This is a genomic window from Arsenicicoccus sp. UBA2120 (genome assembly GCF_002330965.1).
In the GTDB taxonomy this organism is placed as follows: Bacteria; Actinomycetota; Actinomycetes; order Actinomycetales; family Dermatophilaceae; genus Arsenicicoccus; species Arsenicicoccus bolidensis.
This window is the reverse complement of sequence record NZ_DCYC01000091.1, coordinates 16,059-32,103: the sequence shown is the minus strand read 5'-3', so window position 1 is coordinate 32,103 and position 16,045 is coordinate 16,059. Positions and strand designations below refer to the sequence as shown.

The window sequence follows — 16,045 nt, the reverse complement described above, 5'->3', positions numbered from 1 at the left end:
CCCCCCCCCCCCCCCCCACCTGCCACGACGCGCACCGGGTGCGCGCCTCGCCGAAGGAGGTCCGACGATGGACCGTGCACCGCGACCGATCCGGGCCGGCCGGCTCGACGAGGGGGTTCGATGAGCGAGACGTTCACCGAGACCCCGGGCTGGCTCGACTGGTACTCCGACCCGTCGACCCCGGCGTTCCAGGTGCCCGAGGGTGCCGTCGACGCGCACTGCCACGTGTTCGGGCCCGGTGACCTGTTCCCCTTCGCCCCCGAGCGCAAGTACACCCCTTGCGACGCGTCCGCCGACCAGCTCTTCGCGCTGCGGGACCACCTCGGCTTCAGCCGCAACGTCATCGTGCAGGCGACCTGCCACGGCGACGACAACCGCGCGATGGCGGACGCCGTCCGCCGCGCCGAGGGCCGGGCCCGCGGGATCGCGACCGTCCGCGCCGACGTCAGCCAGGACACCCTGGCCGAGCTCGACGAGGCAGGCGTGCGTGGAGTCCGGTTCAACTTCGTCAAGCGCCTCGTCGACATCACCCCCAAGGACCAGCTCCTCCGGGTGGTCGACAAGATCGCGCCACTCGGCTGGCACGTCGTCGTCTACTTCGAGGCCCCCGACATCGACGAGGTCGGCGGCCTGGTCGAGGCCATCACCGTGCCGGTCGTCATCGACCACATGGGGCGCCCCGACGTGACCAAGGACCCGGCCGGCCCCGAGTTCGACGCCTTCGTGGACCTCATGCGGTCGCGCGACGACGTGTGGTGCAAGACCACCTGCCCGGAGCGCCTGTCCGAGAGCGGTCCGGCCGCCCTCGACGGCGAGCAGCGGGCGTATGACGACGTCGTGCCCTTCGCCAAGCGGGTCGTCGACACCTTCCCGGACCGCGTCATCTGGGGCACGGACTGGCCGCACCCCAACCTCAAGAAGCACATGCCCGACGACGGGCTCCTCGTCGACTGGATCCCCCGGATCGCCGACACCCCCGACAAGCAGCAGCGGCTGCTCGTGGACAACCCCCTGCGTCTGTACTGGCCCGAGGAGGCCCGATGAGCAACGACAAGGCCTACCGCAACGTCCCCGGCACCACGATCTTCGACGCGGCGCAGAGCGCCAAGGGCTATCACCTCAACCAGTTCTGCATGTCCTTGATGAAGGCGGAGAACCGCGAGCGGTTCGTCGCCGACCAGCGCGCCTACCTCGACGAGTGGCCCCTGTCGGAGGAGCAGAAGCAGGCCGTCCTGGACCTCGACCTCAACGCGGCGATGCGGCTGGGCGGCAACATCTACTTCCTGTCCAAGATCGGCGCCACCTTCGGCCTGTCCTTCCAGCAGATGGCGGGCTCGATGACGGGCATGTCCGAAGAGGACTACCGCGCGATGATGGAGAGCGGCGGCCGGTCCGCCGACGGCAACCGGCTCGCCGACGCCGCGGCAGCGGGCGAGGACCTGGGCGCCGAGGGGGCGGCCACGGACGCCGCCGGCGGCGACGAGATGGCGGCCGCCGTGATCGAGGCCGCGACCGGGGATGCGCAGCAGGAGCACCACGTGACCCTCGCCGCGACCGTCTTCACCTCGCACGTCCCCGCGATCGGCGCGGCCATGGACCTCGGCAAGACCGAGGAGCCCTACTGGAAGAAGGTGTTCGACGGCTACGTCGAGTCCCGGCAGTGGCTGAAGGACAACACCCCCGACGTCGTGATCCTCGTCTACAACGACCACGCGACGGCCTTCGACCTCACGATGATCCCGACGTTCGCCCTCGGCACCGGCGCCTACTACCCGCCGGCCGACGAGGGCTACGGTCGGCGGCCCGTCCCGCCGGTCCACGGCTACCCCGAGCTCGCCGCGCACCTCGCGCAGTCGCTCATCATCGACGACTTCGACCTCACGCTCGTCAACGAGATGGACGTCGACCACGGCCTGACGGTCCCCCTGTCGCTGCTGTGCGGCGACGTCGAGGAGTGGCCGTTCAAGGTCATCCCCCTGGCGGTCAACGTGGTGCAGTACCCCGTGCCCTCAGGTGCGCGCTGCCTGGCGCTCGGCAAGGCCCTGCGCCGAGCCCTGGACACGTGGGACGAGAACATCACGGTCCAGGTCTGGGGCACGGGCGGCATGTCGCACCAGCTCCAGGGCCCGCGGGCCGGGCTGATCAACGCGGAGTGGGACAACGCCTTCCTCGACCGCCTCGTCGAGGACCCCCAGGGCCTGTCCCGGGTGCCGCACCTGGAGTACGTCGACGAGGCCGGCTCCGAGGGCATCGAGCTCGTCATGTGGTTCATCGCCCGCGGGGCCATGAGCGACGTGAACGAGACGGGCTCGATCGAGGTCCTGCACCGGTTCTACCATGTGCCCGCCTCCAACACGGCGGTCGGGCACCTCGTCCTGGCCAACCACACCAAGGAGTGACCATGGCTACCACCGACACCGTCCGGATCGCCCTCGCGGGGGGCGGCGCCTTCGGCGCGAAGCACGTCAACGCCCTCAAGCGCATCGAGGGGGTCGAGGTGACCACGATCATCAGCGCCAGCCTCGAGTCCGCTCAGGCGTTCGCGGACGAGCACGGCGTCGGCACCGCCGTCGGCAGCCTCGAGGAGTCCCTGCAGCGCGACGACGTCGACGCCGTCATCCTCGCGACGCCGACCCCGCTCCACGCCTCGCAGACGCTGGAGTGCCTGCGCGCCGGCAAGCACGTCATGGTCGAGATCCCGCTCGCCGACTCCCTGGCCGACGCCGAGGAGTGCCTCGAGGCCCAGCGCGCGAGCGGCCTGGTCGGCATGGTGGGCCACACGCGTCGGTTCAACCCCAGCCACCAGTGGGTCCACAACGCGATCACGGCGGGCGACTTCGCCATACAGCAGATGGACGTCCAGACGTTCTTCTTCCGTCGCAAGAACCTCAACGCCCTCGGCCAGCCGCGCAGCTGGACCGATCACCTCCTGTGGCACCACGCGGCCCACACGGTGGACCTGTTCGCCTACCAGACCGGTAGCCCCATCGTGCAGGCCAACGCCGTCCAGGGCCCGATGCACCCCGAGCTCGGCATCGCGATGGACATGTCGATCCAGCTGCGGGCCGAGAACGGCGCGATCTGCACCCTGTCCCTGTCGTTCAACAACGACGGCCCCCTCGGGACCTTCTTCCGCTACATCGGCGACACCGGCACCTACATCGCGCGCTACGACGACCTCGTGACCGGCAAGGAGGAGGAGATCGACGTCAGCGACGTCGACGTCTCCATGGACGGCATCGAGCTGCAGGACCGCGAGTTCGTCGCGGCGATCCGCGAGGGCCGCGAGCCCAACGCCTCGATCGCGTCGGTCATCGACTGCTACCGCGTGCTGGACGGCCTGGAGAAGCAGCTCGAGGCCCAGTCCTGATGGCGCTCGCGGACGCTGCCCGACGCCGGCTCGGGCCCTTCGAGGTCGCCCCCGTCGGCCTGGGCTGCATGAACCTCAGCCACGTCTACCACCCCATCCCGGACGAGGAGCAGGGCGCCGCGGTCCTGCGCGCCGCCCTCGACCTCGGCGTCGACCACCTGGACACCGCGGCGCTCTACGGCTTCGGCGCCAACGAGCGACTCGTCGGGTCCACCCTCGGGTCGCGTCGCGACGAGCTCACCCTCGCCAGCAAGTGCGGTATGACGGGCGTCGACGGCAAGCGCGTCATCGACGGCAGCCCTGCCACGATCCGCCGCACCTGCGACGAGGCGCTGACCAGCCTGCGCACGGACGTCATCGACCTCTACTACCTGCACCGCGTCGATCCCGGCGTGCCGGTCGAGGAGAGCGTCGGGGCCATGGCCGAGCTGGTCGACGAGGGCAAGATCCGCGCGATCGGCCTGTCCGAGGTGTCCGCGGCGACGATCCGGCGCGCCCACGCGGTGCACCCGATCGCCGCCGTGCAGAACGAGTACAGCCTGTGGACCCGCAACCCCGAGCTCGGGGCCCTGGACGTCTGCGCCGAGCTCGGCATCACGCTCGTGGCGTTCAGCCCGCTCGGCCGCGGCATCCTCACGTCGACCCCGCCGGACGTCGCGTCGCTGCCGCAGCAGGACCTCCGGGTCTCGATGCCGCGCTTCCAGGGCGACGCCTATGCCGCCAACCTGGCCATCGTGCGCGAGCTCGACGCGCTGGCGCAGGAGGCCGGGGTGACGCTCGCCCAGCTGGCGCTGGCCTGGGTCCTGTCCCGTGGCGAGCACGTCGTCGCGATCCCGGGGACGCGCAGCATCGAGCACCTCGAGGAGGACCTGGGCGCCGCGACCGTGTCGCTGCCCGCGGACGTCCTCGAGCGGGCGTCGGCGCTGATGAACGAGCGCACCGTCCACGGCCCGCGCTACGGCGCCGGTGCGGCGGCGGACGTCGACACCGAGTCCTTCCCCGAGGCCGGCTGACGACCGCATCCACGCGCACGACGACGAGGCCCCCGCCGACCATGTGGTCGGCGGGGGCTTCGTCAGGTCCTGCTGGAGGACCGTTGGCGGTGGCGGTGGGATTTGAACCCACGGAGGGCGTAAACCCTCATACGCTTTCGAGGCGTACTCCTTCGGCCGCTCGGACACGCCACCGCCGGAGACTTTACACGGAGCGGCGCCGCGCGAAGAAATCGGAAAGTACGCGTGAACACTCCTGCTCGCGCACGCCGCCCACCACCTCGACCTGGTGCAGGACACGGGGGTCGCGCAGCAGGTCCCACACCGATCCGACCGCCCCGGCCTTGGCGTCCCAGGCCCCCATGACCACCCGCGAGACCCGGCTCGCCGCGATCGCACCGGCGCACATGACGCAGGGCTCGAGCGTCACCACGAGGGTGCAGCCGTCCAGGCGCCAGGAGCCCCGCGTGGCGGCGGCTTCGCGCAACGCCTCCACCTCCGCGTGGGCGGTCGGGTCGTGCCGTCGCTCGCGCTCGTTGCGGCCGCGACCGACCAGGGCGCCGCTCTCGTCATACAGGCAGGCCCCGACGGGCACGTCCTCGCCGCAACCGGCCGCGAGCTCGAGCGCCTCGCCCATCCACCCGGCCCAGCGCGGGTCGACCGCGAAGCCGTCGTCCGGCTCGCTGCGGGCCGCCGGTGGGGCGCTGGGGTCGGTCACGGGATAAGTTTCCCCCATGCAGGTTCACGTGGCCGACCACCCGCTCATCAACCACAAGCTCACCTACCTGCGCGACCGGCGCACGGACAGCCCGACCTTCCGGCGGCTGGCCGAGGAGCTCGTGACGCTGCTGGCCTACGAGGCGACGCGCGAGGTCCGCACCGAGCCGATCGACCTCGAGACGCCCGTCGGGCCCACGACCGGCATCAAGCTCGCCAACCCCAAGCCGGTCATCGTCCCCATCCTGCGCGCCGGGCTCGGCATGCTCGAGGGCATGGTGCGGCTGCTGCCGAGCGCCGAGGTCGGCTTCCTCGGCATGGTGCGCGACGAGGAGACGCTCGAGGTCAGCGCCTACGCCAACCGCCTGCCCGACTCCCTGCACGGCCGCCAGGTCTACGTCATCGACCCGATGCTCGCGACCGGCCACACGCTGATCATGGCCTTCGAGTTCCTGCGCGACCTCGGCGCCGACGACATCACCGCCGTCTGCCTGATCGCCGCGCCCGAGGGCATCGAGACGGTCCGCGAGGCGGTCAAGGACATCGGCATCCCGGTCACCCTCGTCGTCGGCGCGATCGACGACCACCTCAACGAGCAGGGCTACATCGTCCCCGGGCTCGGCGACGCAGGCGACCGCCTCTACGGCGTGGTCTGACCCAGCCGTATGCCGGCGGCCCCGGCCCACGGCGCCGCCGTGATCGCGCCGTGGCCGCCCCGTTATCCAACCTCAACCGCGCGTCGCGGCGAGCCGCCCTGCCCCGCACGGGTGCCCGCTGCTTCACTGGACGCTGATCCGTGCCCCCGCGCCACCCCTCAGCAAGGAGCCACGCACCGTGAACCCCAAGGTCAAGAAGATCTTTCTGTGGCTGCTCGTCGCCTTCCTGATCTACGCGATCATCGTCTCCCCCGACCGTGCCGCCGACATCGTGCGCACCGTGTGGGACATCCTCGTTCAGGCCGTCCAGTCGCTCGGCCGCTTCTTCGACGTGCTGATCAACAGCTGACCCCAGGGCCTGACGATGGACGCGTCCGAGGAGCCGCACCTGCCGCCGTCGGTGCGCAGGCGCTACGTCCTCGACGGTGAGCAGCTGGTCGTGGCCATCCACCAGCACCCCGTCGTGGTGGCCGAGCCCGTCCTGACCGCCATCGCCATCCTGGTGCTCGTGATCCTGGTCGACGCCAACGTGTCGGCCGGGCTCGGGGGCGTCGTCAACGTCCTGTGGTGGGTGTGGTTCGCCGCCGTGGCACGCGCCGTGTGGATGGTCTTCGAGTGGCGTCAGCAGTGGGTGGTGGCGACCAACAAGCGCCTGATGCTGACCTACGGCTTCATCGTGCGCAAGGTCGCGATGATGCCCCTCACCAAGGTCACCGACATGTCCTACCACCGCACGATCATGGGGCGGATCTTCGGCTGGGGGACCTTCGTCATGGAGTCGGCCGGTCAGCAGCAGGCGCTGTCGGAGATCCGGTTCGTGCCCAACCCCGACCACAACTACCGCGCGCTGTGCGCCGAGATCTTCGCCGTCGAGGACCGCGAGCGCGTGACCGCGGTCGACGACGACGTCGACGAGGCCCACGCCTGGCCCGACGAGCACGACGACGACCCCTATCGCGGGGTCGTCCAGGTCGAGCCCGGGCCGATGCGGATGCAGCGCGTGGCGCCTCCGACCCGCCGCGACCGCGACCGGTGGGACGAGGACTGGCAGCAGGACCGCGACGCCGAGCGTGACCGGGCCCGTGCTGCGGGGCGTGACGCCGAACGCGGTCGTGAGGGCGGGCGTGGCGCTGGTGGCCGCACTGCTGGTGGCAGGGCGCCCCGCGACGGTCACGACACCGCCGATCTGCCCATCGTCGACGCCCGCGTCTCGCAGGACGCCGAGGCCCGTGAGCTGCTGAGCAGCTGGGAGCGGTTCGCCAAGCGCTACGACAACGAGCCGGAGCGCGGCCCCGACAGCGGTACCAGCATCTACCGCAGCGGCGACGACACCCTCTCCTGACCCACACCACCTCGTCCTGCCCTCATCGGTGCAGGTCCGGTGTCAGATCTGACCAGCAACCTGCACCGGTCCCGCAGGAGGACACTCGGGGCACCGCCCAAGCGCACCCTGGCCGCCGCGAGCACGGTGCACGGCCATCACGCGTCGAGCGGTCGCGCACGCCTGGTCGAACACCATCGGATAGGTGATCCGGATCGTCGTCCACCCCTCGACGAGATGGGCGGCGTCCAGCTCGGCATCCCTCAGGCGCTGGGCCCCTGAGTGGAAGGCCGTGCCGTCGAGCTCGAGCAGCACTCGCGAGTCCGGATAGGCACCGTCGCTGCGGTGCCCGGTCGCAGGCACGACGACCTGACGAACTGACGCGGGCAGACGGTGGGCTCGCTCCACCCGTCGCAGATATCCGACCTCGAGGTAGCTTGTCGACCCAGACGCCACGTCCGCCAGGAGCCCCTGCAGGAGCGCGCGTCGAGGGTGCCGGGTCCGCGCGGCGAGACGATCGGCGAGGCGGCAAGGATGCGTCAGGCGCCGTTGGCAGGCCGTGGCCACGAGACCGATCGCTCTGTCCCGGGGTGCTGTGGCCGCGAGGTCGAGCACCACGTCCTCGATCCTCAGCGTGGGCAGGTCACGCGGGAGTGGGGTCGCGTGCACCCCGGGTCGCACCCGCACGAACCGATAGCCGGGCTGTGGAGCCGGCCGCCGCCGTCGAGGCAGGACGATGTCGATGACGGCGGGTGGGTCGTCCACCAGCCCCAGCAGACAGGCCGCCGCCATGCCCCCGACCACCGCGCCACCACCGGCGAGCACCACGCCCGCCTGGGCCCGCTGGGCGAACGAGATGCTGTCCTCCGGCGCCTCGGGCCTGAGGTCCAGGCAGTAGACCCCCGGGAGGAGACGTCGCCAGGCTCGCGTCATGCGTGCCACGACCGTGGGGGTCAGGCCCGCCGCCAGGAGCTCACGTCGGGAGACGACACCGGAACGGTCCGCAGCGCGCGCGAGGATCTCGGCGGGGACGTCGCATCTCGGGGGCATGGCAGCAGGATGCGGGTCCGCCGTGGCCGAGCCGGTTCCATGGCGTGAGCCTGTGGACGGGGACGCGGAATGCCGAGCCCGCTCCACGAACCTGTGGACGACGGCAGGCGCGCGCTCACGAGACCGGTGCAGGTCTGGTGTCAGATCTGACCAGGAAGCTGCACCGATCTCGCTGGGCGTGAGGTCAGAGGGCCTTCAGGATGTCGTCGACGCGCTCCTTGGCGTCGCCGAACAGCATGCGGGTGTTGTCCTTGAAGAACAGGGGGTTCTGGACGCCGGCATAGCCCGTCGACATGGATCGCTTGAACACGATCACGTCGTGCGCGTGCCACACCTCGAGCACCGGCATCCCGGCGATGGGGCTGGACGGGTCGTCGAGGGCGGCGGGGTTGACCGTGTCGTTGGCGCCGATCACGAGCACCACGTCGGTGGTCGCCAGGTCCTCGTTGATCTCGTCCATCTCGAGCACGATGTCGTAGGGGACCTTGGCCTCGGCGAGCAGGACGTTCATGTGCCCGGGGAGGCGTCCGGCGACCGGGTGGATGCCGAACCGCACCTGCACCCCGCGCTCGCGCAGCCGCGCGGCGAGGTCGGCGACGCCGTACTGCGCCTGCGCGACCGCCATGCCGTAGCCGGGCGTGATCACGACCGAGCGGGCCTCGACCAGCAGCGAGGCCACCTCGTCGGCGCTCGTCTCGCGGTGCTCGCCGTAGTCACGCTCCTCCCCCGTCACCGCGCCGTCCGAGCCGAAGCCGCCGGCGATGACCGACACGAACGACCGGTTCATGGCGCGGCACATGATGTAGGACAGGTAGGCACCGGACGAGCCCACGAGCGCACCCGTGATGATCAGCAGGTCATTGCTGAGCATGAATCCCGCTGCGGCAGCAGCCCATCCGCTGTAGCTGTTGAGCATCGACACGACCACCGGCATGTCGCCACCGCCGATCGAGGCGACCAGGTGCCACCCCAGCGCGAGCGCGATCACCGTCATCAGCACGAGCGGGACGGCGTGGCCGGTCGGCACGAACCACACCATCAGCCCGAGCGACACCACGAGCGCAGCCAGGTTGACCAGGTTGTGGTGCGGCAGCATCAGCGGCGCGGACTTCATCTTGGCCGACAGCTTGAGGAAGGCCACGATCGACCCGGTGAGCGTCACCGCGCCGATGAAGATCCCGAGGAAGACCTCGCCGTTGTGGATGCGCTCGAGCGCGTCGAGGTGCCCCGGGCGCCCCGACGTCGGGATCCACGAGTTGAAGCCGACGAGCACGGCCGCCAGCCCCACGAAGCTGTGCAGCAGCGCGATGAGCTCGGGCATGCCGGTCATCTCGACGCGCTGCGCGCGGTGCACGCCGATGGCGCCACCGATCAGCATGGCGACGAGCAGCATGAGCAGCGCGTCGAGCCCGTTGAGCGAGATGACGAGGCCGATCGTGGCGACGAGGGCCAGCGCCATACCGAGGATGCCGAAGGCATTGCCGCGGCGGGCCGACTCGTGCTTGGACAGGCCCGCGAGGGCGAGGATGAACAGCAGGCCGGCGACGATCTGCGCGGCGTAGGACAGGGCGGCGGTCATCGGCGGGTCAGCCCTTCCGGAACATCGCGAGCATGCGCTGGGTCACCGTGAAGCCGCCGAAGATGTTGATGCTGGCGACGAGGACGGCGGCGAACGCGAGGACGTCGACGGCGAGATGACCGCGCCCGAGCTGGGCGAGCGCGCCGACGATGATGATGCCGCTGATGGCGTTGGTGACCGACATCAGCGGGGTGTGCAGGGCGTGGTGGACGTTGCCGATGACGTAGTAGCCGACCACGCAGGCCAGCATGAACACCATGAAGTGGCCGAGGAACGCGGGCGGCGAGAACGCGGCCAGCAGCAGGAAGGCCACGACCCCGAGCGGGAGCAGCAGACCCCGGCCGTATGCCGACCGCCCGCCGCGATGGCCCGTCACCGGCTCGGCGTCGGTCACCCCGGACCCGGCCCCGGCGACCGTCGCGCCTCCAGCGGCAGCGGCGGGTGGGGGCGCCGCCGAGACCTGGATCGGTGGTGGGGGCCAGAGCGTCTCGCCCTGGAGCACGACGGTCATGCCGCGCTGCACGACGTCCTCCATGTCGAGGACGACCTGCCCGTCCTTGCCGGGGGTGATGAGCGTGGTGAGGTTGACGAGGTTGGTGGAGTAGAGCTGCGAGGCCTGGCCGGGGAGGCGGGCGGGCAGGTCGGTGTAGCCGAGGATGACGACGCCGTTGTCGGTGACGACGCGCTGGTCGGGGACGCTGCCCTCGACGTTGCCGCCGGTGGCCGCGGCCATGTCGACGATGACGGAGCCGGGGCGCATGGCGGCGACCATCGAGGCGGTGATCAGCCGGGGCGCGGGCCGGCCCGGGATGAGGGCGGTGGTGATGACGATGTCGCTCTGGGGGACGTTCTCGGCATACATCCGAGCGGCGGCCTCGTCGTAGGCCGAGGTCGTGCCGTGCGCGTAGCCGTCGGTGGAGACCTGCTGCTCGACGTCGACGGCGAGGAACTGCGCGCCCATCGACTCGACCTGCTCGGCGACCTCGGGGCGGGCGTCGGTGGCCTTGACCACGGCGCCGAGCGCGTTGGCCGTGCCGATGGCGGCGAGGCCGGCGACCCCGGCACCGGCGACCATGACGGTGGCCGGTGGGACCTTGCCGGCCGCCGTGACCTGCCCGGTGAAGAACCGGCCGAACTCGTGGGCGGCCTCCACCACCGCGCGATAGCCCGCGATGTTGGCCATCGAGCTCAGGACGTCCAGCGACTGCGCCCGCGAGATGCGGGGCACGGCGTCGGTGGCGAGGACCGTCAGGCGGTGGGCCGCGAGGCGTTCGACCAGCTCGGGCCGCAGCGCCGGCTGCACCAGGCTGACGAGGGTCGCGCCCTCCCGCAGCTGCTGGATCTCGTCGTCGCTCGGCGGGTTGACCTTGTAGACCATGTCGGCGGCCCAGGCCCCCTCGCGGTCGACGACGGTGGCGCCGGCCTCGGCATACGCCTCGTCGGGCAGGCTGGCCGCGGCGCCGGCGCCGGACTCGACGACGACGTCGTAGCCGAGCGTGACGAGCTGCACGACGCTGGTGGGCGTGGCGGCGACGCGGGTCTCGCCGGGGAGCGTCTCGAGAGGGACACCGATCTGCATGGGTGGAGCCTTCCGACGTGGGTGGCATCACTGTATGGCCATGCCTGGCCCGGACGACCACCGACCCCCGGTCGCGACTGCCGGAGCCGACGCGAGCGTCGCGGTGAGCAACTGTTCACCACCCTGCGTGCGGGACTGTGCCGAGTGGTGAAACGCGTCTGGGTCGAGCCCACCCCTCGTTGATACCGTCGACGCCGGAGGCCTCCCGCGTGAGATCAGGGGGCTCGTGGCTCTTCGGGGGCGTCACGAGCGATTGCGGGGGGCCTCCTCAGGCGCCCGGCACCGACAACGGGTCGAAGCCGTAGGGCAGCTCGAGGCGGTGGGCCCGCATGAGGGTGTCGTCGGCGAGCAGGTCTCGGGTGCGGCCGTCCGCCACGATGCGGCCCTCGTCGAGCAGCACCGACCGGGAGCACAGCTGCAGGGCATAGGGCAGGTCGTGGGTGACCATGAGGATCGCCACGTCCAGGGACGTGAGGATGTCCGCGAGCTCGCGGCGGCTCGCGGGGTCCAGGTTGGACGACGGCTCGTCCAGCACGAGCACGTCCGGCTCCATGGCGAGGACGGTCGCGACGGCCACGCGACGGCGCTGCCCGAAGGACAGGTGGTGGGGCGGGCGGTCGATGACGTCCCCCATCCCGACCAGGTCCAGGGATCGGCGGACCCGCTCGTCGAGGGCCGCACCGCGCAGGCCGAGGTTGTGCGGACCGAAGGCCACGTCATCGCCGACCGTGGGCATGAACAGCTGGTCGTCGGGGTCCTGGAAGACGATGCCGACGCGCCGCCGCACGTCGCCGAGGGTGTCGCGGCGCAGCGGGATCCCGGCCACGGCGACGCTGCCCGTGCCCGTGCCGCCGCTGACGGAGCCGAGGATGCCGTTGAGGTGCAGCAGGAGCGTGGTCTTGCCGGCGCCGTTGGGGCCGAGGACGGCGACGCGCTCGCCCGCCGCGACCTGCAGGTCCACGCCGTAGAGCACCTGGCGACCGTCCGGGTAGGCGAACGCCAGCCGCTGGACGTCGAGCGCCGGCGGCGCAGCAGGTGCCGGGTATGGCGCGGGCGCCGGGGGTGGGGTCACGGGAGCAGGTGCCATCCGGCCAAGAGTACGGCGGCGGCGAGCGGCAGGGACGCGCCCGTCAGCCACTCGGCCAGCGACGCGGGTCGAGACGACGAGGCCGCGGGCAGCCGCCCGGTGTAGCCCCGCGCGAGCATCGCCTGGTGCACGCGCTCCCCCCGCTCGTAGGACCGCACGAACAACGCCCCCGCCCCGCCCGCGACGGCGGCGAGGTGCCCCGCCCGTCCACCGCGGTAGCCCCGGGACTCCCGCGCCACCCGCATGCGGTGCAGGTCGGCGGTGATGACGCCGAGGTAGCGGACCATGAAGGTCAGGATGGCGACGAACGCCGCCGGCAGCCGCAGCCGCTCGAGACCCGCCACGAGCTCGCGGGGAGCCGTGCTCGACGCGAGGACAACAGCGGCGAGCACGCCCAGCGTGGCCTTGGCGAGCATCGTGCCCGCCGCCACGAGGCCCGGCTGCGACACCGACAGGCCCAGCACCTCGACGCGTGGGCCGGTCGCGACGAACGGCGTCACGACCGCGAACACCACGAACGGCGCCTCGACCGCGAGCCGCCGCAGCACGTGCGCCCACGGCAGCCGGGCCGCCAGCACCACCGCGACGAGCAGCAGCGCGTCGAGCCCCAGCAGGCCCCAGGCACCGGTCGGCGCGGCGACCACGACGATCATGAAGGCGAGCAGGCAGACCAGCTTGACCTGCGGCGGGAGGTGGTGGACGACGCTGTCGCGAGGTATGACGAGCCCCTCCTCGGGGGCCCCGCCACCGTGCTCGTGACCGTGGAGCGGCGGCGCCGGAGCGAGGTCAGCCATCGCGGCGGGTGGCGCCCGCACCGACCGGGCTGCGGTCGTCGTCGCCCTCCTCGGGTGCTCCGCCACGATGCGCCAGGGACGACAGCAGGATACCGAGCGCCAGGGTCAGCAGGACGCCGATGATGCCGGCGGCGACCGCGGCTCCCGCCCCGTCGCCCAGCCACGCGAGGGAGTAGTCCGCCAGCGGCGATGAGGCTGCCGCCGAGTCGACCGCGGTGGAGCCGAAGCCGAGGCGCTCGCCGACATACTCGAGGCCGTCCGGGTGGCTGCTGGCCAGCAGGCTCAGCCCCCCGCCGACCAGCAAGGACGTGGCGAGCAGCCCGCCGGCGAAGCGCGGGGTGACGCCCGCCCGGCGGCGACCAACGGGTGCGTCGGCGCGCACCGTCGTCCGTCGTCCGTCGCCGTCCACGAGCTCCAGGTCCGGCACGAGGTGACGCGCGACGTGCACCAGGTCGGGTCGTGACGCCACGACGGCGGACACGACGGCCGCGGTGATGACGGCCTCCCCGATGCCGATGACCAGGTGCCAGCCGAGCATCGCCGTCGTGAGGGTGCCCAGCGGGATGGGGGCGGCCCCGCCCACGGCATACAGACCGACGAAGGCGAGGGCCGCGGCCGGGACCGCGAGCAGACCCGCGACGGCTGCGGCGGGCACCACGGAGGCCGGCCGGCGAGGGAGCACCGCGAGGACGGCGCGCACGACGATCGACCCGACGAGGACGCCGACCACGCCCATGACGGTGATGTTGGCGCCGAGTGCGGTGAGCCCGCCGTCGGCGAAGACGAGCGCCTGCACGAGCAGCACCGTCGTCATGACGAGCACGCCCGTCCATGGGCCGACGAGGACCGCGGCGAGCGCTCCGCCGAGGAGGTGACCGCTCGTGCCCGCCCCGACCGGGAAGTTGACCATCTGCACGGCGAAGATGAAGCACGCGACGAGGCCCGCCAGCACGGGCCCGGTCTCGCCGAGCTCGCGCCGGGCCTGGCGCAGGGCCAGCGCCGTGGCGCCCACCGCCAGCAGGCCGGTGCCGATGGAGGTGGGGGCGTCCAGGAACCCGTCGGGGATGTGCATGCCGTCATCATTTCCCTGTTGCGAAGGCATTGCAATACGGGTTCGACCTGCGGCGCTGACGTACTTCCCAGTATGCGGACAGGACGCGGCACGATCCGGTCACGGTCCACCCTGGTGCCCTTCCCAGCGGCCTTCGTGCGGGTGCACGCTATGGCGCGCAATGTTATTCACGGCCCACCAGACGTGCCACGCCCACACCTACGAGGAGTTGACCGGATGAGCCTGTTCCGCACGAAGTCGATCGAGGCGTCCATCGCCGAGACCGTCGAGGAGGAGTACCAGCTCAAGAAGAACCTGACGGCGGTCGACCTCACGGTCTTCGGCATCGGCGTCATCATCGGAGCCGGCATCTTCACCCTCACCGGACGCGCCGCCGCGCAGTACGCCGGCCCCGCCATCGTCATCTCCTTCGTGATCGCGGCCTTCTCCTGCGGGCTCGCCGCCCTCTGCTACGCCGAGTTCGCCTCGACCGTCCCCGTGTCCGGGTCGGCCTACACCTTCTCCTACGCGACGCTCGGTGAGCTCGTCGCCTGGATCATCGGCTGGGACCTGCTCCTGGAGATGATGCTGGGCGCCGCCGTCGTCGCCCAGGGCTGGTCGCAGTACTTCGTCGTGCTCCTCGGCCACCTCGGCCTCACGTTCCCCGCCTCCGTGGCCCCCGGCTCGCGCTTCGACCTGCCGGCCTTCCTCCTCGTCGCCGTCATCACGGCCCTGATCGCCTACGGCATCAAGGAGTCGATGCGGGTCAACCTCGTCTTCGTCGCGATCAAGCTGTTCATCGTGCTGTTCGTGATCATCGCCGGCATCCGCTTCATCAAGCCGGAGAACTACTCGCCGTTCATCCCGGAGGCGATCGCCCCGCAGGCCGCCGAGGCCGGCGTCATGCACCAGCCCCTCGTGCAGCTGATCTTCGGCCTCAACCCGACGACCTACGGCTGGGGTGGCATCCTCGCCGGCGCCTCGCTCGTGTTCTTCGCCTACATCGGCTTCGACGTGGTCGCGACGACGGCCGAGGAGGCCCGCAACCCGCAGAAGGACCTGCCGATCGGCATCATCGCCTCGCTGATCATCTGCACGATCCTCTACGTGGCCGTCTCGCTCGTGATCACCGGCATGGTGCACTACGACCAGATCAACCCCAAGGCAGCGCTGGCCTCGGCGTTCGAGAGCGTCGGTCAGGGGTGGGCGTCGACGCTCATCTCCGCCGGCGCCGTCGCCGGTCTGTTCACCGTCGTCATGACGCTGATGATCGGTGGCACGCGCGTGGTCTTCGCGATGTCCCGCGACTGGCTGCTCCCCCGCTGGCTGGGCCGCACCAACCACCGCACCGGCACCCCGGTCCGCATCACGATCATCATCGGCCTGCTCGTCGCCCTCGTGGCCTCGCTGACCCCCATCGGCAAGCTCGAGGAGATGGTCAACATCGGCACCCTGTCGGCCTTCGTCCTCGTGTCGGTCGCCGTCCCGGTGCTGCGCAAGAGCCGCCCCGACCTGGAGCGCTCCTTCCAGGTGCCCGGATCGCCGATCCTGCCCTGGCTCGCCGCGCTGGTCTCCTTCTACCTGATGCTCAACCTGCCGCTCGACACCTGGCTGCGGTTCCTCGTGTGGATGGCGCTCGGCTTCCTGATCTACTTCGCGTACTCGCGGACCCACTCGCGCCTGCACCTCAAGGGCGAGGCCGCGACGCCCCACGAGCACATCGGCAACCCCGCCGCCGGGGGTCGCTACGACGCCAACGGGTCGACCCGGCAGGACGACTGACCCCGACCCGCGTCCCGCTTCCTGCGCGAGACGCCGACCACCTCTCACGCCGAGTGGTCACATCCCG

General features: G+C 71.3%; 15 protein-coding genes and 1 tRNA gene. 8 read left to right on the top strand and 8 right to left on the bottom strand.

What is annotated here, in order from left to right:
* The first annotated feature begins 120 nt into the window (after nucleotides 1-120).
* Genes B2P18_RS15720 through B2P18_RS15705 form a run of 4 tightly spaced genes read left to right on the top strand, consistent with a single transcriptional unit; the run spans nucleotide 121 to nucleotide 4,383 of the window.
* The gene (locus tag B2P18_RS15720; protein ID WP_286961516.1) at nucleotides 121-1,044 is read left to right on the top strand and encodes an amidohydrolase family protein; all 924 of its coding nucleotides are present in this window, start codon (nucleotides 121-123) and stop codon (nucleotides 1,042-1,044) included.
* A complete protein-coding gene (ligA, locus tag B2P18_RS15715; RefSeq protein WP_286961514.1) occupies nucleotides 1,041-2,399 on the top strand; it encodes a protocatechuate 4,5-dioxygenase subunit alpha in 1,359 nt (452 codons plus the stop codon). The genes B2P18_RS15720 and ligA overlap by 4 nt, the downstream gene beginning before the upstream one ends.
* Before the next feature lie 2 nt (nucleotides 2,400-2,401).
* A complete protein-coding gene (locus tag B2P18_RS15710) occupies nucleotides 2,402-3,370 on the top strand; it encodes a Gfo/Idh/MocA family oxidoreductase (RefSeq protein WP_029211717.1) in 969 nt (322 codons plus the stop codon).
* On the top strand, nucleotides 3,370-4,383 hold the full coding sequence (locus B2P18_RS15705; protein ID WP_019285211.1) for an aldo/keto reductase: 1,014 nt from the start codon (nucleotides 3,370-3,372) through the stop codon (nucleotides 4,381-4,383). Before B2P18_RS15710 ends, B2P18_RS15705 begins: the two co-directional genes overlap by 1 nt.
* A gap of 84 nt (nucleotides 4,384-4,467) precedes the next feature.
* Here B2P18_RS15705 and B2P18_RS15700 read toward each other — a convergent pair.
* Nucleotides 4,468-4,557 (bottom strand) — tRNA-Ser (locus tag B2P18_RS15700).
* A 10-nt stretch (nucleotides 4,558-4,567) separates the two neighbouring features.
* Nucleotides 4,568-5,080, bottom strand: coding sequence for a tRNA adenosine(34) deaminase TadA (gene tadA / locus B2P18_RS15695; RefSeq protein ID WP_029212834.1), 513 nt, complete (start codon nucleotides 5,078-5,080; stop codon nucleotides 4,568-4,570).
* A 16-nt stretch (nucleotides 5,081-5,096) separates the two neighbouring features.
* Here tadA and upp point away from each other — a divergent pair, with 16 nt between their 5' ends.
* The 3 genes from upp to B2P18_RS15680 all read left to right on the top strand — a co-directional run bounded on the left by upp (nucleotide 5,097) and on the right by B2P18_RS15680 (nucleotide 7,077).
* A complete protein-coding gene (gene upp, locus B2P18_RS15690; RefSeq protein WP_029212835.1) occupies nucleotides 5,097-5,735 on the top strand; it encodes a uracil phosphoribosyltransferase in 639 nt (212 codons plus the stop codon).
* A gap of 178 nt (nucleotides 5,736-5,913) precedes the next feature.
* Nucleotides 5,914-6,084, top strand: a complete 171-nt coding sequence (locus B2P18_RS15685) for a hypothetical protein (RefSeq protein ID WP_019285214.1) — start codon at nucleotides 5,914-5,916, stop codon at nucleotides 6,082-6,084.
* Nucleotides 6,085-6,099: 15 nt separating this feature from the next.
* Nucleotides 6,100-7,077, top strand: coding sequence for a PH domain-containing protein (locus B2P18_RS15680; RefSeq protein WP_286958303.1), 978 nt, complete (start codon nucleotides 6,100-6,102; stop codon nucleotides 7,075-7,077).
* 42 nt (nucleotides 7,078-7,119) lie between these two features.
* Here the strand turns inward: B2P18_RS15680 and B2P18_RS15675 are convergent, their stop codons facing one another.
* The 6 genes from B2P18_RS15675 to B2P18_RS15650 all read right to left on the bottom strand — a co-directional run bounded on the left by B2P18_RS15675 (nucleotide 7,120) and on the right by B2P18_RS15650 (nucleotide 14,217).
* The gene (locus B2P18_RS15675) at nucleotides 7,120-8,106 is read right to left on the bottom strand and encodes a type IV toxin-antitoxin system AbiEi family antitoxin domain-containing protein (RefSeq protein ID WP_029212837.1); all 987 of its coding nucleotides are present in this window, start codon (nucleotides 8,104-8,106) and stop codon (nucleotides 7,120-7,122) included.
* Nucleotides 8,107-8,290: 184 nt separating this feature from the next.
* Nucleotides 8,291-9,685: a Re/Si-specific NAD(P)(+) transhydrogenase subunit beta gene (pntB, locus tag B2P18_RS15670; RefSeq protein WP_286958304.1), complete on the bottom strand. Its 1,395-nt coding sequence runs from the start codon at nucleotides 9,683-9,685 to the stop codon at nucleotides 8,291-8,293.
* 7 nt (nucleotides 9,686-9,692) lie between these two features.
* Nucleotides 9,693-11,264: a Re/Si-specific NAD(P)(+) transhydrogenase subunit alpha gene (locus tag B2P18_RS15665; RefSeq protein ID WP_286961511.1), complete on the bottom strand. Its 1,572-nt coding sequence runs from the start codon at nucleotides 11,262-11,264 to the stop codon at nucleotides 9,693-9,695.
* 268 nt (nucleotides 11,265-11,532) lie between these two features.
* Entirely contained in the window at nucleotides 11,533-12,351 is an 819-nt protein-coding gene (locus tag B2P18_RS15660; protein WP_239261491.1) for an energy-coupling factor ABC transporter ATP-binding protein, read from the bottom strand.
* Nucleotides 12,333-13,145 (bottom strand): cobalt ECF transporter T component CbiQ, encoded by an 813-nt coding sequence (cbiQ, locus tag B2P18_RS15655; protein ID WP_286958307.1) that lies wholly within the window; start codon nucleotides 13,143-13,145, stop codon nucleotides 12,333-12,335. The genes B2P18_RS15660 and cbiQ overlap by 19 nt, the downstream gene beginning before the upstream one ends.
* On the bottom strand, nucleotides 13,138-14,217 hold the full coding sequence (locus B2P18_RS15650; RefSeq protein WP_286958308.1) for an energy-coupling factor ABC transporter permease: 1,080 nt from the start codon (nucleotides 14,215-14,217) through the stop codon (nucleotides 13,138-13,140). The genes cbiQ and B2P18_RS15650 overlap by 8 nt, the downstream gene beginning before the upstream one ends.
* 216 nt (nucleotides 14,218-14,433) lie before the next feature.
* Here B2P18_RS15650 and B2P18_RS15645 point away from each other — a divergent pair, with 216 nt between their 5' ends.
* Nucleotides 14,434-15,978 carry an amino acid permease gene (locus B2P18_RS15645; protein ID WP_286958309.1) on the top strand — a complete coding sequence of 515 codons (1,545 nt, stop codon included), beginning with the start codon at nucleotides 14,434-14,436 and terminating at the stop codon, nucleotides 15,976-15,978.
* Nucleotides 15,979-16,045 lie beyond the last annotated feature (67 nt).

Coding starts and splice junctions, on each gene's coding strand:
- B2P18_RS15720 (WP_286961516.1), top strand. CDS start 121: ATGAGCGAGACGTTCACCGAGACCCCGGGCTGGCTCGACTGGTACTCC.
- ligA (WP_286961514.1), top strand. CDS start 1,041: ATGAGCAACGACAAGGCCTACCGCAACGTCCCCGGCACCACGATCTTC.
- B2P18_RS15710 (WP_029211717.1), top strand. CDS start 2,402: ATGGCTACCACCGACACCGTCCGGATCGCCCTCGCGGGGGGCGGCGCC.
- B2P18_RS15705 (WP_019285211.1), top strand. CDS start 3,370: ATGGCGCTCGCGGACGCTGCCCGACGCCGGCTCGGGCCCTTCGAGGTC.
- upp (WP_029212835.1), top strand. CDS start 5,097: ATGCAGGTTCACGTGGCCGACCACCCGCTCATCAACCACAAGCTCACC.
- B2P18_RS15680 (WP_286958303.1), top strand. CDS start 6,100: ATGGACGCGTCCGAGGAGCCGCACCTGCCGCCGTCGGTGCGCAGGCGC.
- B2P18_RS15675 (WP_029212837.1), bottom strand. CDS start 8,106: ATGCCCCCGAGATGCGACGTCCCCGCCGAGATCCTCGCGCGCGCTGCG.
- pntB (WP_286958304.1), bottom strand. CDS start 9,685: ATGACCGCCGCCCTGTCCTACGCCGCGCAGATCGTCGCCGGCCTGCTG.
- B2P18_RS15665 (WP_286961511.1), bottom strand. CDS start 11,264: ATGCAGATCGGTGTCCCTCTCGAGACGCTCCCCGGCGAGACCCGCGTC.
- B2P18_RS15660 (WP_239261491.1), bottom strand. CDS start 12,351: ATGGCACCTGCTCCCGTGACCCCACCCCCGGCGCCCGCGCCATACCCG.
- cbiQ (WP_286958307.1), bottom strand. CDS start 13,145: ATGGCTGACCTCGCTCCGGCGCCGCCGCTCCACGGTCACGAGCACGGT.
- B2P18_RS15650 (WP_286958308.1), bottom strand. CDS start 14,217: ATGCACATCCCCGACGGGTTCCTGGACGCCCCCACCTCCATCGGCACC.
- B2P18_RS15645 (WP_286958309.1), top strand. CDS start 14,434: ATGAGCCTGTTCCGCACGAAGTCGATCGAGGCGTCCATCGCCGAGACC.